At 46.9% G+C, this 17351-nt stretch carries 18 protein-coding genes; 13 read left to right on the top strand and 5 right to left on the bottom strand.

Annotated elements, in window-relative coordinates:
- Positions 1-33 precede the first annotated feature (33 nt).
- From ACSTTG_RS10975 to ACSTTG_RS10960, 4 genes are read right to left on the bottom strand one after another with little or no spacing between them, the layout of a single operon-like run.
- Positions 34-795: an iron ABC transporter ATP-binding protein gene (locus ACSTTG_RS10975; RefSeq protein WP_438474834.1), complete on the bottom strand. Its 762-nt coding sequence runs from the start codon at positions 793-795 to the stop codon at positions 34-36.
- An 11-nt stretch (positions 796-806) separates the two neighbouring features.
- The gene (locus tag ACSTTG_RS10970; RefSeq protein ID WP_438457082.1) at positions 807-1757 is read right to left on the bottom strand and encodes an iron chelate uptake ABC transporter family permease subunit; all 951 of its coding nucleotides are present in this window, start codon (positions 1755-1757) and stop codon (positions 807-809) included.
- On the bottom strand, positions 1750-2709 hold the full coding sequence (locus ACSTTG_RS10965) for an ABC transporter permease (protein WP_438474832.1): 960 nt from the start codon (positions 2707-2709) through the stop codon (positions 1750-1752). The genes ACSTTG_RS10970 and ACSTTG_RS10965 overlap by 8 nt, the downstream gene beginning before the upstream one ends.
- 59 nt (positions 2710-2768) lie before the next feature.
- Positions 2769-3686 (bottom strand): siderophore ABC transporter substrate-binding protein, encoded by a 918-nt coding sequence (locus tag ACSTTG_RS10960; protein WP_438457084.1) that lies wholly within the window; start codon positions 3684-3686, stop codon positions 2769-2771.
- Positions 3687-3882: 196 nt separating this feature from the next.
- On the opposite strand from ACSTTG_RS10960, the gene ACSTTG_RS10955 reads away from it, so the two are divergent.
- From ACSTTG_RS10955 to ACSTTG_RS10940, 4 genes are all read left to right on the top strand, one after another.
- Positions 3883-4821, top strand: a complete 939-nt coding sequence (locus ACSTTG_RS10955; protein WP_438457085.1) for a LysR family transcriptional regulator — start codon at positions 3883-3885, stop codon at positions 4819-4821.
- A gap of 203 nt (positions 4822-5024) precedes the next feature.
- A complete protein-coding gene (locus ACSTTG_RS10950) occupies positions 5025-6998 on the top strand; it encodes a TonB-dependent receptor domain-containing protein (RefSeq protein ID WP_438474831.1) in 1974 nt (657 codons plus the stop codon).
- Positions 6999-7200: 202 nt separating this feature from the next.
- Positions 7201-7647 carry a hypothetical protein gene (locus tag ACSTTG_RS10945; RefSeq protein ID WP_438457087.1) on the top strand — a complete coding sequence of 149 codons (447 nt, stop codon included), beginning with the start codon at positions 7201-7203 and terminating at the stop codon, positions 7645-7647.
- Between the two features lie 151 nt (positions 7648-7798).
- Complete coding sequence (locus ACSTTG_RS10940; protein WP_438474829.1) at positions 7799-8230, top strand: EamA family transporter; 432 nt, start codon at positions 7799-7801, stop codon at positions 8228-8230.
- A gap of 157 nt (positions 8231-8387) precedes the next feature.
- On the opposite strand, the gene ACSTTG_RS10935 is transcribed toward ACSTTG_RS10940, so the two are convergent.
- Positions 8388-10550: a TonB-dependent siderophore receptor gene (locus ACSTTG_RS10935; RefSeq protein ID WP_438474828.1), complete on the bottom strand. Its 2163-nt coding sequence runs from the start codon at positions 10548-10550 to the stop codon at positions 8388-8390.
- A 262-nt stretch (positions 10551-10812) separates the two neighbouring features.
- Between ACSTTG_RS10935 and ACSTTG_RS10930 the strand changes: the two genes are divergently transcribed.
- From ACSTTG_RS10930 to ACSTTG_RS10890, 9 genes are read left to right on the top strand one after another with little or no spacing between them, the layout of a single operon-like run.
- Entirely contained in the window at positions 10813-11442 is a 630-nt protein-coding gene (locus ACSTTG_RS10930) for a PepSY-associated TM helix domain-containing protein (RefSeq protein ID WP_438457090.1), read from the top strand.
- A gap of 12 nt (positions 11443-11454) precedes the next feature.
- On the top strand, positions 11455-11976 hold the full coding sequence (locus ACSTTG_RS10925; protein WP_438457091.1) for a DUF2271 domain-containing protein: 522 nt from the start codon (positions 11455-11457) through the stop codon (positions 11974-11976).
- Positions 11977-11993: 17 nt separating this feature from the next.
- Positions 11994-12809 carry a DUF4198 domain-containing protein gene (locus tag ACSTTG_RS10920; protein WP_438457092.1) on the top strand — a complete coding sequence of 272 codons (816 nt, stop codon included), beginning with the start codon at positions 11994-11996 and terminating at the stop codon, positions 12807-12809.
- Between the two features lie 9 nt (positions 12810-12818).
- Entirely contained in the window at positions 12819-13127 is a 309-nt protein-coding gene (locus ACSTTG_RS10915) for a hypothetical protein (RefSeq protein ID WP_438457093.1), read from the top strand.
- Positions 13127-13687, top strand: a complete 561-nt coding sequence (locus tag ACSTTG_RS10910) for a DUF6162 family protein (RefSeq protein ID WP_438474827.1) — start codon at positions 13127-13129, stop codon at positions 13685-13687. The genes ACSTTG_RS10915 and ACSTTG_RS10910 overlap by 1 nt, the downstream gene beginning before the upstream one ends.
- An 18-nt stretch (positions 13688-13705) precedes the next feature.
- On the top strand, positions 13706-14605 hold the full coding sequence (locus ACSTTG_RS10905) for a metal ABC transporter solute-binding protein, Zn/Mn family (RefSeq protein ID WP_438457095.1): 900 nt from the start codon (positions 13706-13708) through the stop codon (positions 14603-14605).
- Positions 14605-15327 (top strand): metal ABC transporter ATP-binding protein, encoded by a 723-nt coding sequence (locus ACSTTG_RS10900; protein ID WP_438457096.1) that lies wholly within the window; start codon positions 14605-14607, stop codon positions 15325-15327. The genes ACSTTG_RS10905 and ACSTTG_RS10900 overlap by 1 nt, the downstream gene beginning before the upstream one ends.
- Positions 15327-16202, top strand: coding sequence for a metal ABC transporter permease (locus ACSTTG_RS10895; protein ID WP_438474826.1), 876 nt, complete (start codon positions 15327-15329; stop codon positions 16200-16202). Before ACSTTG_RS10900 ends, ACSTTG_RS10895 begins: the two co-directional genes overlap by 1 nt.
- Before the next feature lie 21 nt (positions 16203-16223).
- Positions 16224-17108: a metal ABC transporter solute-binding protein, Zn/Mn family gene (locus tag ACSTTG_RS10890; RefSeq protein WP_438474825.1), complete on the top strand. Its 885-nt coding sequence runs from the start codon at positions 16224-16226 to the stop codon at positions 17106-17108.
- Positions 17109-17351: the final 243 nt, after the last annotated feature.

Genomic DNA, 17351 nt, shown 5'->3' with positions numbered 1-17351 from the left:
GTGTTGTCACCCAAGGGAGTTTTTGATTTAGGTTTAGCCGGTGTAATACATACAAATACTGTTACCGTCGATTTCACGGATCACAAACGGGATCTCGTAGATCTCACTCAGCACGGCCTCTTGGATCACCTGATCTTTTTTGCCGCTGATGATCACCTCACCCTTTTTCATCGCGATGATATTGTCTGAATAGCAAGAGGCAAAGTTGATATCGTGGATCACGATAACAATCGCCTTATTGTGTTCATGGGCAAGGCGTTTTAACGAGGCCATCATATCGACTGAGTGTTTGATGTCGAGATTGTTGAGTGGTTCATCAAGGAAGACATAATCGGTATCTTGCGCCACCACCATCGCGATAAATGCCATCTGTCGTTGTCCACCTGAGAGCTGGTCAATAAACCGGTCTTGGATCGAGGTGATCTCGAGCTGTGCCAGGGCATTATCAATGATTTGATTGTCGTTGTCTGTTAGACGACCGTGCGAGTAGGGGAAGCGACCAAAAGCGACCAACTCACGCACGGTAAAGCGCATGTTGATGTTGTTTGATTGACGCAATACTGCAAGGTGCTTGGCGAGCTCTTGCGTGTCCCATTGATTAAGGGGCTTGTCTCCGATGACGACCATGCCTGCGTCGCTTTGGGTTAAACGGCTTGCCATAGAAAGCAGGGTACTTTTCCCCGCGCCATTAGGACCAATAATGCTGGTGATCTCCCCTAAAGGAAACAAGGCATCGGCATTTTTGACGACATACTTCTCATCATATTTTTTGCTTAAACCAGTAATTTTTATCATGTCGTCAGATCCTAATTAAACTTTTGCTTGCTCAGCAGAACAAGGAAGTACACGCCACCAACAAAGTTGATGATCACACTGATGGTGGTTTCAAAATCAAGCAGGTTTTCCACCACCCATTGTCCACCAACCAGCATGACGATCGAGAGTATGCTTGACGCGAGCAGCAGAAAACGGTGCTGAAAACCAGAAAATAGCTGTCGGGTCAGGGCCACGACAATCAAACCAAAGAACAACACTGGCCCAACGAGTACCGTGGATATTGAAACTAACAGCGTGATCACAAACATCACTTGCATAGTGACCTTGTGGGTATCGATACCCAGGCTTTTCGCGTTTTCTATACCGAGCCAGAACACATCGAGCTTTGGAGCCAAGTACATCAGGTACAAACTGATCATCGCTAGTGGGATCAAACTCCAGTAAACCAGCTCACTATTCACATTGTTAAAGCTGGCAAACATCGAGCCCTGAATCATGGTGAACTCGTTTGGGTCTACCAACATAGTGAAAAAACCGGTAACACTGCTAAACAGGCTACTTAAAACAATACCTATGAGCAGTAAGGTAAAAATATTGCGATTGGCGCGGCGAAAGTAAAAACCAAACAGTGTCATCGCCAGCAAGAGCATAATGCTGGTGGTAACCAGATAATTTAGGCCACTGTTGATGATCAACGGACTCATACTGCCGAACATCACCACCATAAGGACTTGGATCATGACATACAATGAATCAAAACCAAGAATACTAGGGGTCAGGATGCGATTGTTAGTGATGGTTTGAAACACTAAGGATGAAGAGGCGATGGCTACCGCGGCAATCACGATTGCTAATACCTTAGGGATTCGCCGCGATAGGAAAAACTGGTAATTATCCCAGGTTAGCCCTTTACCAACAAACACGGCAATGAGTAACACGGCGCTAAGAGCAAATAGGGTAATCTTGAGTGAGTTACGCATTGGACTTATCCTTCAAAATTAAGCCAATAAAAATAATCCCACCGAAGATACTGATGATCATCGAGATTGGTATCTCGTAGGGGAAGATCACCACTCGGCCAATCACATCGCACACAAGCACCAATAGTGCACCCCAATACGCGGTCCAAGGCAAGTTACGACGCATGTTGTCACCCATCGACAGAGAAACGATGTTGGGTACAATCAAGCCAAGAAACGGGATCACACCGACGATCATCACCACCGAAGATGATAAAACCGCCACCAACATCACGCCCACCATCACGACTTTGCGGTAGTTCAAGCCGATGTTTCTCGCAAAGCTCTCACCGATACTGGCTGCACTAAACTTGCTCGCGTAAAGGTAAGCCAGAATTGAAGCTGGGATCGCCAGATACAGGGTCTCGTAATTGCCTTTGAGTACAGAAGCAAAGTTCGCGACCGTCCAGGAGTTAAGGGTTTGCACTAGGTCATATTTGTAGGCGACAAAAGTGGTGAGGGCCGAGACTACATTACCGTACATAATGCCTATTAGTGGGACCAACATCGCACTCTTGAATTGCATCCTTTGGATAAAGCGCACGAACAACAAGGTGCCAAGCACAGCAAAAGCCATGATGATGCTCAGTTGAACCCAGTTTTCGAGGCGAGCAAAAAATACCAGGCTGACAATGTAACCGAGCATGGCACAATCGATCGTGCCGGTCGTTGAGGGGGCAGCGAAACGGTTTTGCATGATCTGCTGCATGATAAGCCCAGCCACGCTGAGCCCAGCCCCGGCGAGAGCGATAGCAAAAAGACGCGGCAGGCGACTGGCGAGCAAGATTTGTATCGCATGATCATCACCGGCCATAAGCGACTCTAGGCTAATATTGGCGACACCGATAAACAGAGAAGCGAGACCCAAGGCAATGAACAGAGCTGCTGCAATAAGGGGTTTATTTAAGGTCATAGTCTGAAAAGCAACAACAGATGGTAATCATTACCATCCGAGTTTAATTTTGAATAGTTCTACAGGACGTTTTTGACGTCGTTAATCATGATTTGAGTGGCTTTGTAGCCCCCCGCTGTTACGTACCAAGCCGCCGGATCTAGATACACCACCTTACTATTCTTGGCAGCAGGCGTGCTGTTAAACAACGGGTTATCGAAGAATTGCTCAGAGCGTTCATTGGTGGCACCAATAGCTTGCTGACGGTCTAGGATAAAGATTGCGTCGGGCTGAGCATCTGCAACATACTCAAAAGAGACAAGGTTACCGTGAGGGCGTGCGATAGAGTCGACCTTGTTACTCTCTTGGATCTCAAAGCCTAACTCGTCATAGATGAGTGAGAAGCGGCTGTTGGAACCGAACATAGACAGACGGTTGCCCGCATTCATCAGGCTCATCGCATTCATCGACTCTGAAGAGACCTGCTGTTCGATCTGGTCAAACTGGGTCTGGATAGTCTCTATCATCTCCTCAACCTGCTTACTTTGACCAAACAGGTCACCGAGCACTCGCCAGTGATGTTGTGTTGTTTGCCAATAATCGCTGTTATCGATTTGATACATATAGACAGGCGCGATGGAGGACAGGTCCTTGTACAACTCAGCTTGGCGACCTTCTGCGATGATAAGGTCGGGCTTCGCCATGTAGATAGACTCAAAGTTGGGCTCTTTCAGGCTGCCAGAGGCGTGAAACTGCTTATCGTTGTATTGCTCAAGGTAACTCGGTAGAAGTTGCTGAACCACGCCAACAGGCTGGACACCAATTTCATCAAGAAAATCCAGAGCGCCATGACTGAGCACGACTACTCGCTGGGGCTCTGTTTTGATTTCGATACTACCTAGTTGATGTTCAATGGTTTTAGCTAGTGAAAATGGGCTGAAGGTCACCAGCGCTGTAGTCAAAATCGCGCTAAGTGAAAAGGTTATTGACGTTGTCATGCGAAAATCTATCTCTATTGGGCTAGTGGTTAACGCTCTTTGGGTTGTCTTGTATAAAACAATCTAGAAACCAAAATATACTAATTGATAACATTCCAGATGAAAAGACAAACAAGAATCATTCTTGATTACTGCTCAGCGTATCAGGTAACATCTATGCGTCAACGGAATTTAATCGATAGTGAGTATTCATAAAATGAATCTAAGTAAGATTGACTTGAACCTACTGGTGATCCTCAAGCAACTGCTGCACGAAAAGCATGTCTCTAATGCCGCTTTGTCACTTGGAATGAGTCAGCCAAGCGTGAGCCGTTCTTTACAAAAGCTTCGCAGCCTGTTTGAAGATGAGTTGTTGGTGCGCACAACTGGTGGGTATGAATTGACCCCAAAAGCAGAGTTACTAAAAGGTGAGTTGGATGCCATCGTTCAAGGATTGGAAAAATTTATCAAGGGCGATCACTTTGAGCCTGCGAGTTCAGATAATACGCTAAAAATATTTGGGCTAGCGCCGGGCATAATGGAAATTATGCCGCCGGTTCTTAAAGAGATCCGTCAACAAGCACCCAATATGGTGATCGATATCGACACTATCCCCAAGCGCCATTTTGAGAGTCTTAACGAGGGGAATGTTCATTTCGTGATCACAAGCTTTGAGCCTAACTCAAGGGAGCAAGATCTCTATCGCATGGTCATCAAGCCTCAGTCATACCTGTTAGTCATGAGTGCCAGTCATCCCTTAGCCATCGATAATTTAACCGCAGAAAAGCTTCGCTATGCCCATTTCGGCCAGATCTCGCTTGAGGGAAGCAAGGCACTATCGATTGAGCCTAGGTTTCGTGAGATGGGGATATTAGGCAGGAATGAAAAGATATCCACCCCGGTCATGCTGACGGACTTTAACACCGCCGCCAATGTTGCAGAGGTGAGTGATATTATTTTTCACCTTCCAGAAGGGTATGCGCGAGATATTGTCAAGGGTAAAAACTTGATCACCCGTGAAGTTCCTGATGTGGTTAAGCAGCCAAACCGTTCTGTGTTCCTTTACTGGCACAAACGTTTTCATAACGACCCGATGTGTATCTGGGTGCGCAATATTTTTCGGGACAAGCACCATGTTGCTACCCAACCTGAATAGTGATCTTCTCGTCGCTAGGTTATTGCATTAGTGAGTGGTTTAGTGACTTGATTGCTTCAATCAGTTTTATATTTCGCCTTTTAGCTTATTCCTTTGGCGAATAGCCACTATGTAGCTTACGCATAGAACCTTTGGTGTAAGTGGCAACGTTAGGCTGTAGGATGCGAGTGATTATCATTTAAGACTAAGGCGAAGGAATCAAGATGTCTCGCTCAACAACGTTTAAACTCACCCCTTTAGCAATGTGTATTGCAGCAAGTTGCTCTTTAGCTGCATCAGTAGTAGCCCAAGAAACTGACAGCTCGGAAGCGGAAGTGATTCAGGTTTGGGGCACCACTATCTCAGACTCTAACTCACTACTTGCGGACGATATTGACCGCAAACAAGCGGGTCACCTCAGTGACTTGCTGCGCGATCAGCCTGGCGTTGATGTTGGCGGCTCTCATACGATGAACCAAGGGATTAACATCCGTGGTGTGAGTGAGCTTGACCTTAATATCACTATCGATGGTGCGAACCAAACCAACAACGTGTTCCACCATGTGGGGAACTTATTGATCAACGCTGATATTCTAAAAGCCGTAGACATTCAGGTCGGTAATAACTCGGTCCTCAATGGTGGTATCGGTGGTGGCGTTGCCTTTGAGACCAAGAGTGCCAATGATTTGCTTAGACCAGGCGAGCGTGCGGGCGGACGGGTCAACTCAGGGTTTGCGAGTAATAACTACTACCACTATTCGGGCACCGCTTACGCTCAGTTGACGGATACGGTTGATACACTTGTGTACTACAGCGTGCTGAACAAAGACAACCCAGAAGACGGTGCAGGTATCGAGCAGCTTGGCTTTAAAGGTCAAATGGATAATTACCTAGTTAAATTTGGTTGGGAGCCGAATGATGCCAACCGCTTTGACTTTGCTTACGACTACTACATTGATGCGGGTGACTACAGCACCAAATCCAATATGGGTATGGACTGGCCAGGTCACGAAGACTTCATTAGTCCTAAAGAATATACGCGTGAAACCATTACCCTTAACCACAGCCTGACTCTTGTACATACTGACGTTAAATCAACGCTTTACTACAATGAAATGAACTACAAGAGTGAAGCAACGGAAGATACGTCTTACAGTGAAGGCAACACGCAGAACTATGGTCTAAAAGTCCTTGCCCAGACCTCTTATGAAATCGGTCCGATTTGGAGTACCGCGCGATACGGTCTAGAAGCCAACAGTGCCGAAGGTAAAAACCTCGATACTGGTAAAGAGAACCCTGAAAGTGTTGAGACGTCAGACTCGTACTCTGTCTACGCTGAAAATGAGATGGAGCTGTTTGATGGTTTCTATCTAACACCTGGCGTGCGTTACAATAGCTACACCGTTGATATGGCGGCAACAGACAAAACCTATACTGGCACTGTATTTGGTCTAGCGGCAAAGTATGAACTGACTCAAGACTGGACTGTTCGAGCAAGTGCAACAGAGCTGTTTAAAGGCCCAGGTCTTACAGGCTCTTATCTAACCTCGGGCTCTGAAGCAAATCCGGACCTGAAGCCAGAAACGGGTGTCAACTATGAAGCAGCGATTGCCTATCAAACCACCAATTTTGGTCACCTAGACTCTTTTGGTGCGTCTCTAACCGTGTTTAAAACCGAAATTGATGACTACATCGATGATGTGATGACCGGCAAAAGCTCAATCTACGTGAACGAGGGCGATGTTGAAATCCAAGGTTTTGAAGCGATTGTCAATGCTCGCGTAGGCGCGCTTGGTGGCCGCCTGACTTATGCCAAGTCCGACTCTGAGTTTACTCGACTGATTGAAGACTCATCGCGACTCATAGGTCAATCTCTTGACGACGCCGTGGGTGACAGCATCTCACTCAATCTCGATTACGATATTGCTGACACAGGGGTGAGCCTTGGCTGGTTGAGTCAATATACTTTTGAGTTAGATACGAAAGATGACAAGGAAGACCCTCGTATTAAAGACAGCTACCATGTCCATAACATCAATATGATGTGGACACCAAATGGGACACCTGATCTCACCTTGACGGCAGCGCTGGATAACATTTTTGATACCCAGTACTACTCACATGCGTCTCATGATTTGGGTTCGCCAGACTACGAGCCTGGGCGTAACTTCAAGCTATCAGTTTCTTACTTGTTCTAGATATAGTTAGACATCGATAAGATGAAACAAGGGTGTATTTTTCGAAATTCACCCTTTTTTATCGCTTTGAATTGAGCCTGGGTTGTGTTGATTGTTAAAACGCGTTGATTTTTGCTGGTTCTCTGTGTTCAAAATATTGATACCCAAGTGACCTATTGGTTTGGTTACTGAGAATAATTTCAACTAAAAGGATGATAGCGGGATGAATAAATGCATCACCTGTTTTTTCTTGGTCTTTATGACTGTATTTAGTGGCTATTCATCCGCTAAAACCGATCAACTGACAAACTGTTTAACAGGGGCTATTGCCGAGCAAGACAAAAAAGTTCTAACTAATTGGGTATCGTTTGCGATTGCCGCGCACCCAGAATTAGCGCAACTAACCATAATTGGCGATGATGACAGGGTCGCTGTGAACAAACAGATGGCAGATTTGGTCAGTCGGTTGCTTACCAAAGACTGTCGTAGAGAGCTTGCTCGCGCGCAAAAGAGGGATTCACAAGCGGTGGGTCGAGCATTTGAGCTGTTTGGGCAATTGGCATTATCGGAGCTTGTTTACAGTCGAGAGGTAAAAATGTCCCTTAGAGGCTATTTACCTCATGTGGATGAACGTGCAATTAACCGAATTATCACTCCGAACCCGCAGTGATTTGCCCCCGTCTAAATAAACACACACCTTAAGTAGGGTTAAATCAATAAGGTAAGACTGATAACGATAGCGTGTGACTGATTAAGAACAATACATAAAGGTGAGTATTTACTCACCGATAATCTTAAAAAAGCTAAGTGTAAGGACAAAGATGCTTCAATCTTCATGGTTATTATGGGCGGTACTCTCAGCGGTGTTCGCTGCGTTGACCGCGGTGCTGACCAAGCTCGGGGTTAACACCATTAACTCCGATTTTGCGACCTTTATTCGCACCTGTGTGATTTTGGTTTTAGTTGGGGGGATAGCCTATTTCACTAAGCAAATACAACCCTTATCTGAAGTGTCAGGCAAAGGTCTGGTGTTTTTGGTTTTGTCTGGTTTAGCAACGGGTGCCTCATGGCTGTGCTATTTCCGCGCTATGAGTTTGGGTCAGGCGTCACAGGTCGCGCCAGTTGATAAGATAAGTGTGGTCTTGGTTGCTGTGTTTGGTGTTGTTTTGCTTGGTGAGCAATTAAGCGCTATCAACTGGTTGGGAGTTGCGTTGATTACTGGCGGGGTGGTTTTGGTGGCTTGGCAAGGGTAAACCAGAGGTTTAAGTGGCGGGTTTCGAGGAATGAGGAATTTAACGTAATGGGTGAGCGCCTCAATGTCTTCTGGCTGCATCAGGAGCATGTCCTGAGCCCTAAAAAAAACCCTACCTAAGAAGGTAGGGGTTTGTATCGGTAACTGACGTTATTAGATTAGAATGTTGCGTTCACAGAGAACTTGAAGCGACGCTCGTCGCCGTAGTGGACGTCAGTAAGAACGCCGGTACTGTCGCTGTAAGAGCCACCGCCTGTGCCAGAAACGTACTCTTTGTCAAACAGGTTTTCGATGTTGAAACGGAAGTCCCAAACCACGTCACCGCTCTTCACTTTGTGAGAAGCACCTGCGTCAAAACGTGCGTAGCCATCGAGTTTGATAGTATTAGTCCGGTCAGCCCAACGCTCACCTTGGTAGTTCATACCTAGGTTAAGTGCTGTAAAGTCAGTTAGTGCGTAACGAGTCCATGCTGAACCTTGCCACTCAGGAACGTTTGCTGGTGTATTACCATTGAGCGTATTGTGGTTGGTGTACTCAGCGTCCAAGTACATGGCAGAAGCCATTACAAATAGTTTTTCACCGATACGGCCTTGAGCAGCAGCTTCGGCACCTTTGTGGACTTGGCTACCTTCTTGGAAATATACAGTATCATCGCGGCTTCCTTCAGAAAGAACGATATCCTCTTTCTCAATATGGAAAATCGCACCAGATAGAAGTAATGAATCATCCATCAACTCCCACTTGGTACCGAGCTCATATTGCGTTGAGTAAGTTGGGTCGAACTCCCACACAATGACTTCATCAGCAGGTTGTGTGTATTGGTTACTGTTGTATGAGAAGCTTTCAGCATAGCTTGCGTAGATACTACCATTGTGTGCTGGATGATAAATCACACCAACTTTAGGCGAAAATGCTGATGCATCACCAGAGCCTTCTTCTCCTGGCGTCACGCTACCGTCTGCTTCAAGGCTATCTTGGTAAACCGCGTCAAAACGAAGACCTAGTACGACTTGCCACTGGTCATTAATTGACACCATATCCTGGGCATAGATGCCAAAGGTTTGACTCTCGCTACGGCTTGTTACTCCGGCTCTCTCGTAGTCCAAGTCAGGGAACGTTGGTACATGTTCATCACCTGGGCCTACGATGATGCTATCACCGCTATAGCTGTCTCTTTTCTGCTTATAGCTGGAAAATTGTCCATTGATGCCGAATAGAGTGCGGTGGTCGACACCAAACGCTCGGAAGTCACCGTTCACGTCAAAGTGGAAAGTGTGGTGCTGCCAGTGGTCGAGACGATCAAACGGCTTAAGCTCATAAGAACCATCGACGATAGTATCTCCAGTAACGCCTGGAGAAGAGTCTCGACGGTGACGATACATGCTTTGGTAGTTATAGCTTGCAGCTAACGTCCAGTCAGGATTGACAAAGTACGTTAGATCTGCACCGATATTTTCAACGTTATTGTTGATAAATGCCCAAGGCGCATCACGGATTTCATTAGGATCTCCGATGACATTGCCATTACCATCAATCCATGAGCCTGTATCAAGCTGTGCATCGTCATGGGTGCGCTCATAATGAACTGACAAAAGAAGATCATCGGTTAAATCCGCTTCAACCACAGCAAAGCCAAGGAAACGGTCTCGTTCTTGGTTAGTACCGTTACGGAACTCACGACTAGATTCAGTGTCTTGTTTTACAAGAACCGTACGGCCACGAACGCTGCCCGATTCATTTAATGCACCTGATGCATCGATTTGGTAACGGGTGCTGCCGTTATCGTCAAAGTCAGTACCAATATTCACCATAGGAACATGAGTTGGCTTTTTAGTCACCATGTTAATCAGACCGCCAGGCTCGGTCGTGCCGTATAGCAAGCTTGATGGACCTTTCAATACCTCAATTCGCTCCAGTGTTTCGATTGGCTGCATATAGTGCGAAAACTGAGGGTGGCCATTTCTTAGGTAACCTGTGCTTGAGCTAAGCTCAAAACCACGTGATGAGAACACTTCGCGGTTCCATTTTTTTGTGCCAGCACTGATACTCGCGTCATTCTCTAGAGCGTCACTTAATGTTGTAGCAAGCTGCTCGTCAAGGATGATCTCAGGGATAACTGTAACACTTTGCGGTGTCTCTAAAAGCGTTGCATCAGTACGCATTGCACCAACAGCATGGTCAACTTTGTAATCTTCAAAGCTACGACCAGTAATCGTCATAGACTCATCAGTTTGTAATTCGGTATTGTCTTGAGCAATTGCAGCACCAGAGGCGAGAGCCGCCAAAATAGCAGTGCTAACGGTGCTTGGTTTAAATGTCATGTTCGAAATTCCTTGTTGTATTTTGAATCTAAGCGATGGAACTGATTGCAAATGATAATGATTATCAGAATAAATTAAATTGATAATTTACATTCTGTTACAAACTTGACGGAACTCATGGAAATGAAATATTTGGTTACATTTGGTGTGAAAAATAAGATTGAAAAACAACAACAAAAGAAATTAAATGAGACAAATTATCATTTGCATTTTCTCGTTAACCACGTCAAAATACGCCTACAATCGACGTCAGCAGTAAGACATGAATAAAGTAATTACCAACAAAAACGTCCAGACCTGGTCGCGAAAAATCCATATTTACAGCTCTATTGCCCTCCTTGTATCAATGTTCTTTTTTGCCGTAACGGGCCTGACATTGAACCGCCCAGAACTCTATGTTGCTGAGCCGAATATTAAAGAGTGGGTGGCTGAATTACCGACAGATTTCACTCATACCCTAAGTGAAGATCAGCAACAGTTTGAAAGCTCGATTGTTGAGTGGTCAAAACAGCAAGGCAAGCTGAAAGGGATTGTTTCTCCCGTGCGAACTTACACGCGCTTTAACGGGGAAGAACTAGTAGAAGGTGAAGTTGAATTTGACTTTAAAGGCCCTGGCTACGATGCCAGCGTTTTCATTGACCTTGCTGAAAATGAAGTGGAGTTTCGTGTCGCCGATTATGGCACAGTTGCTTGGCTAAATGATCTGCACAAAGGGCGTAATACCGGTGCAGCATGGCACCTATTTATTGATATCGCTTCCGTCGTGATGCTGCTGTTTATCGTGACGGGTTTTATTTTACTTTTTCCTAAGAAGAAAACACTCAATGTGGCCAGCAAGTGGTTATTTTTTGGCACCCTAGCGACAGTGTTTTCTTATTACTTAAGTTATTAACGGACGGTTTGAATGTTAAAGAAAACCCTTTGCGCAGTAGCGTTATCAACGCTGGCGCTGTCTCCCTTTGCCTCAGCAGAGACTCTTCCTGAACAAGCGCGCGTTTCAGTGCAGTTTGAACTGCCAGAACTCAATGTGGCCATGTATGCTCGCCCGTATGTGGCAATTTGGGTTGAAGATGGCGAAGGTCAGGTAGTCAAAAACGTTGCACTGTGGACCGGCAATCAAACGGAATGGCTTAAAGATATTCGTAGCTGGTGGCGTAAGTTTGGCCGTTATAACAGCGAAAAAATTGATGGTATTTCGTCAGCGACACGTGGAGCGGGTAATTACCGCGTTGAGTGGGACGGCACCAATGATAAAGGTGAGCGAGTAGAGCAAGGTCAATACACGCTATTTACCGAGGTGGTTCGTGAGCATGGCGGCCGTGACATCGTTCGCCAGGCAATTGAACTGGGTCAAGAAGAGTTTGTTATCAGCACAACGCCTCAAGCTGAGGTTGGTGTCATCGAAATCACTTACCAAACAAATTAATATTTTAAGGAAAAATAATGAAAAAAATCACTACAGGTCTTTTGGCTGCAGCTTTAATCGTACCGTCTCTTGTTAGCGCACACCCACTTTGGATTTTGCCTTCTCATTTTACTGTGTCTAAGGATGACGGCGACTGGGTAACGTTTGATGTGACTGCTTCACACGGCACGTTTGTTTTTGATAAAGCTGCGTCTGCGCATGGTGCAACTATTGTTATGCCAGACGGTACATCAGCGCGTCCAGATCACGTGCTTCGCGGCAAGCGTCGCTCAGTGTTCGATTTCTTCTTTGAAGAAGAAGGCACCTACAAGGTAGTTAATAACTTTGATCCAATGTACATGACGACCTATAAAATCGGTGGTCGTGACACAGTGCGTCGTATTCGTGCAAGCAAAGCAGAGCGCGATGCGCAAATCCCTGAGGGTGCACGCGATGTTAGCACTAGCCTAGTCGAGCGTCGCTCAGAGAGCTATGTAACTGTAATGGCACCCAGCACTAAAGCGATTGAACCAAAAGGCAAAGGCTTTGAGTTCAACCCGATTACTCACCCTTCAGACATCATTGAAAATGAAGAGGTTACGTTCCAGTTCCTATTTGACGGTGAGCCTCTAGCGGGCGTTGAGTCAACCATTACTCGCGAAGGCACTCTTTACCGCGCAGCGCAGGAAGAGATCACAGTCGTATCAGGCGAGGACGGTAAAGTATCGTTTACTCTAGACCAAGCAGGTCGTTACGTGCTGCAAACGTCTACCCGTACACCGGTTGAAAACAACCCGCAGGCTGACGTGATTTCTACCATGCTGTCAGTCACGTTCGAAGCGCAGCTAGACTAAGGAACTTCGATGAAATACTTTCTGTTGGCATTTGCCCTATTTTCACTGCCAGCTAAAGCGCATTACGGCATGTTGGAGTGCTGGTTTGTAGACGATCGCTCTGGCGTGCTATGTGAAGCCAGTTGGAGTGATGGCAGTGATGCATCAAATTACGATCTTGAGCTGTTTGACTACGATGATAACCTGCTCGAGCGTCAGCGCACTGACGCACAGTCGCTAGCACGATTTGAACTGCCAGAAGACGACTTTTATGTGGTTTTCGACCCAGGTCATGAGGCACCAGCGGAAGTGGACATCGTCGAGATCAAGGATAAATAATGGCATACACACAAAAAGTATGGCCAGACAATGGCGCCCGTGAAGGGCGCTATATCTTTTTCTGCATTGCCATATTATTACTGCTCGGCATGGTAACCATTCCGCTTAATCAACGTGATAATGGAATCGTTGAGCTTGAAGCCCATCAGCTTCGTGTTGACCAAATGAGCGTCAACCAGCAGACTTTGCTCAGTCAGCTGAAAATCGCTCATGAAGAGATCGTGGATATCTATCAAGATAACCTAGAATTCGATGGTGCTGATCAGTGGCCTAACGTTGATGAACTCGAAGCGCTCTACCTCGCCCCTTTTGTTAAAGACCACAACTGGAATAGTCTTGCTCAACTTGATTGGCATAGCCTTGAAGACGGTCGCTACTTGGGTAAAGCCGCCAATGATGATTTAGGTTACCAGTCGGTGTTACTCGATAGTCAGGCACAAGACGCTGTTCATATCTGGCTGCATCGAGCATCGGTCGAGAGGCCTGAAATCGATCTTATCAAGACCCATTGGCAAGAAGCTGTGTTTGTTCAAACCAGCCGTCAAGCTCATCATCACTAGTTTAATTAACGTACGAATATGAAAAATATAATAAAACGTAGCAGCCTTCTTCTTGCGCTAGCGCTCACTCCATTGGTTGCTCAAGCTAAAATGGTCGTTGGTACCACGCTACATCCATACTACAGCTATGTGTCGGTCGTCGTCGGAGATAAGGCTGAAGTCCTGCCATTGGTCGATGCTGGCTTTAATGCCCACAACTACCAAGCTCAACCCCAAGATTTACAGCGTTTGGCCAAAATGGACGCTATCGTGATCAATGGCATCGGTCACGATGACTTTGCCCTTGAGGTGATTCGCGCGGCTAATCGCAGCGACCTTACGGTGATCAACGCCAATAACTCAGTGCCACTGCTACCGGCAATGGGAGCCAGTGTTGGCTCAGATGCGGTCAACCCACACACTTTTATCGGTATTACGACGACGATTCAAAAGGTCTACACCATTGCACAAGAGCTGGGTAAACTGGACCCAGACAATGCACGTGAGTACCGCCGTAATGCACGTAATTACGCAGCACAGCTTCGCCAAATGAAGCAGAAAACCATGGAGTCGATCACGGGTATCGACACGCGCGGTATGAAAGTAGCAACGACCCACAATGCGTATGACTACCTGTTACAAGAGTTTGGTATCGGCGTGGATACAGTCATTGAACCTGCTCACGGCGTCGAGCCAAGTGCTAGCCAGCTGCAAGACACCATTAACCGTATCCGTGAATCGGGTATTAATATCTTGTTCTACGAACTGGATATGCCAAATCGTTTTGTTGCGACGATTGAAGAAGAGACTGGTGTGCGTCTGTTCCGCTTCTCACATATGACTTATGGTGCGTTTGATAAAGACAAAGTGACCCTTGAAACGACCTCTAATCTTGAGACTCTAGTCGAGGCGATCCACTTCTCTGCGGAGCAAAGTTAATGGGACCGAGTATCGAAATCTCAAACATGTCACTGAGTTATGTCGGTGGACCGGTGTTGCAGTCTGTCAACCACCAGTTTGCAGCAGGCAAGTGTCATGTATTGATGGGCCCTAATGGTGGGGGAAAAACCTCGCTGTTGCGTTCCATCCTTGGTTTAACGCCTTTCAGTGGCGATATCAATGTGATCTGGCCACAAGAGCAGGGCAAGATTGGCTACGTGCCGCAAAAAGCCGCGTTTGAGCCGAGCCTACCGCTGACCGTGATGGACTTTGTGTTGCTCAATCAGACTCGTCATCCGCTGTTTTGGCGTCAGAATGCGGCGCATAAACAGCGTGCGATGCAGCAGCTTGAGCGTGTTGGTATGGCCGACCGCGCCCAGCGCCGTATGGGGCAGTTATCGGGAGGGGAGCAGCAGCGTGTGCTATTTGCTCAGGCTCTGCTTGATGACCCTCAATTGATTATGCTCGATGAGCCAACAACAGGTATGGACGAGCAAGGTGTGCGCTATATCGAGGCTTTGATCTCAGAGCTTGTCGCCGACAAACGCACCCTTATCGCGGTGCTACATGACCCTGATACAGTAGAAAAACTGCCATCACCAGAGGTGCATGTAATCAACCGCAAACTGCTGCGCTCTGGCCCTGCCAGTGAGCTGCTGCAGGCAGAAAACCTGTCTACGCTGTATCAGCAAAAACCGTTTCAAGCACAGGGGGCTGCATAATGGAATGGCTTCGTGAATTAGTACAAAGCGCCGCGCATGCTGGTTACCTATCAGACAGCTTTACCTACGCCTTTGTTATCAATGCATTGATTGCGTCTTTGCTGATCGGCCCAATGCTTGGTGGTCTTGGCACCCTGGTTATCGCTAAACGCTTGGCGTTTTTCTCCGAGGCCGTTGGCCACGCAGCAATGACGGGGATTGCGATCGGTATCTTGCTTGGTGAGCCAACTGATAATCCGATCATCAGCCTGTTCTGTTTCTCAATGATCTTTGCACTGCTACTGCACTATGTACGTAACCGAACTCAGGTGCCTTACGATACGCTCGTCGGTGTGTTTCTTGCGGTTGCGTTGGCCGGTGGTGCGGCGCTGCTGATGTATGTGGCGCGCCAGATTAACGTTCACCTATTGGAGAATGTACTGTTTGGCTCAATCTTGACGGTAAGAGACAGCGATATCTATCTACTGGCGATTGCCTCAATACTGATCTTGATCTTCTTCTTGCCGACCTTTAACCGTATGCTTTTGACCTGTATCAGTCCTGATTTGGCCAAGGTGCGAGGCTATAAAACGGCGCTGTATGATTACTTGTTCGTTATTATGATCACCCTGATCACCATCGCCGCGGTGAAGATCATTGGTGCGGTTTTGGTCGGTGCACTGCTATTGATCCCAGGTGCGACTGCGCGCTTGATCAGCTCCGATATGGGCACCTTTGTGCGCCGTTCTGCGGCCATCTCAACGGTTTCGTGTGTGCTGGGTACGGTTGTTCCGATGGAACTCGGTTGGTCAATCCCATCCGGCGCGGCAATTATTCTGCTGTGTGCAAGCTTCTTCCTTAGCGCGACCTTGTACCGCATTATTGTTAAAGCCTAATTTAAGCGAGAATAACAACAAATGAACAAATATCTTTTGATCTTATTGGCTTGGCTTCCGACGTTGGCCAATGCTGAGGAGGCGACAAACTCAGAGCAAAAGCCTGCTGAGGTTCTAACGACTCTGCCTGCGACTTTTATGATTGCCGATCAGCTCACGCAAGGGACTGGCCTTAAAGTGGAAAACATTGCTCCAGCGCGCTTTGGATTTGAGCGTCTGCCAGGTTGGTTTGAGCAGCAAGGTGCCGAGCACGTTGAACAACTAACCCGCGAAGCCCAGGTTGTGGTTTCACTTGGCTCTATTTGGCAAGCTGACCCAATTTTCCCTCATGCACGCGCCCACAATATTCACATCGTGAACGTAGATGCCGGCCAAGCACTGCTACCAAATGGTCAAGCCGTAACAGCGCTGCATACTGCTGATGGCGTTTCACCCTTTGTTTGGCTGAGCGCAGCGAACCTGATGCGCATGACCGAGATCGTCGGTGATGACTTTGTGCGTATCTGGCCAGAGCATGCAGAGAAAATTCATGATAACCAAGGTGAGTTGTTGCAATCGCTTAAGCAGTTGAGCTCAACTCAGCAGCGCCAGTTGTTTGAATCAGACATTGATAGCGTGATCTTGCTGGATGAAGCACTGGAAGACTTTGTCCTAGCTAATGACTTGTTTGTGCTTGAGCGTAAATTTAAAGCCAACCTCGACTGGAACGAGCAAGATATTGCAGAGATCGCTCACTGGGCAGAAGAGGAGCCGGAGCTGTGGGTTTTGACTACTCGTCCTGTCAATCAGCGTCTGCTTGACCTTTTGCCTGAGGGGATATCAGTACTGCGTATCGATCCACTCGATCGTTGGGGACGCGGTATTCGCGCCGATAACCCACTTCAGCGCTGGAATCTCGATCTTTAGATTGGCGTATAACAAGCAATGAATGAGCAAAAGGGGATCATTGGAAACAATGTTCCCCTTTTTTGATCATGCTCAGTTATCCATCCGTCTGTTTTGCAGATCACTCTCTGGTGATGGCTACTTTAGCTAACTGTTACTCTCTATTGGTAAGCTAGGCGCTGCGTCAAATGTGAACAGCTTCCAATTATCAACAATTGCAATTGGTTATCATTAGTATTTGAGCGTTGACTTAGGAAAGGAATG

This window comes from Vibrio glycogenivorans, assembly GCF_051660965.1.
Taxonomy (GTDB): domain Bacteria; phylum Pseudomonadota; class Gammaproteobacteria; order Enterobacterales; family Vibrionaceae; genus Vibrio.
The sequence above is the reverse complement of the archived record's forward strand: the minus strand, read 5'-3'. Positions and strand labels throughout refer to the sequence as shown.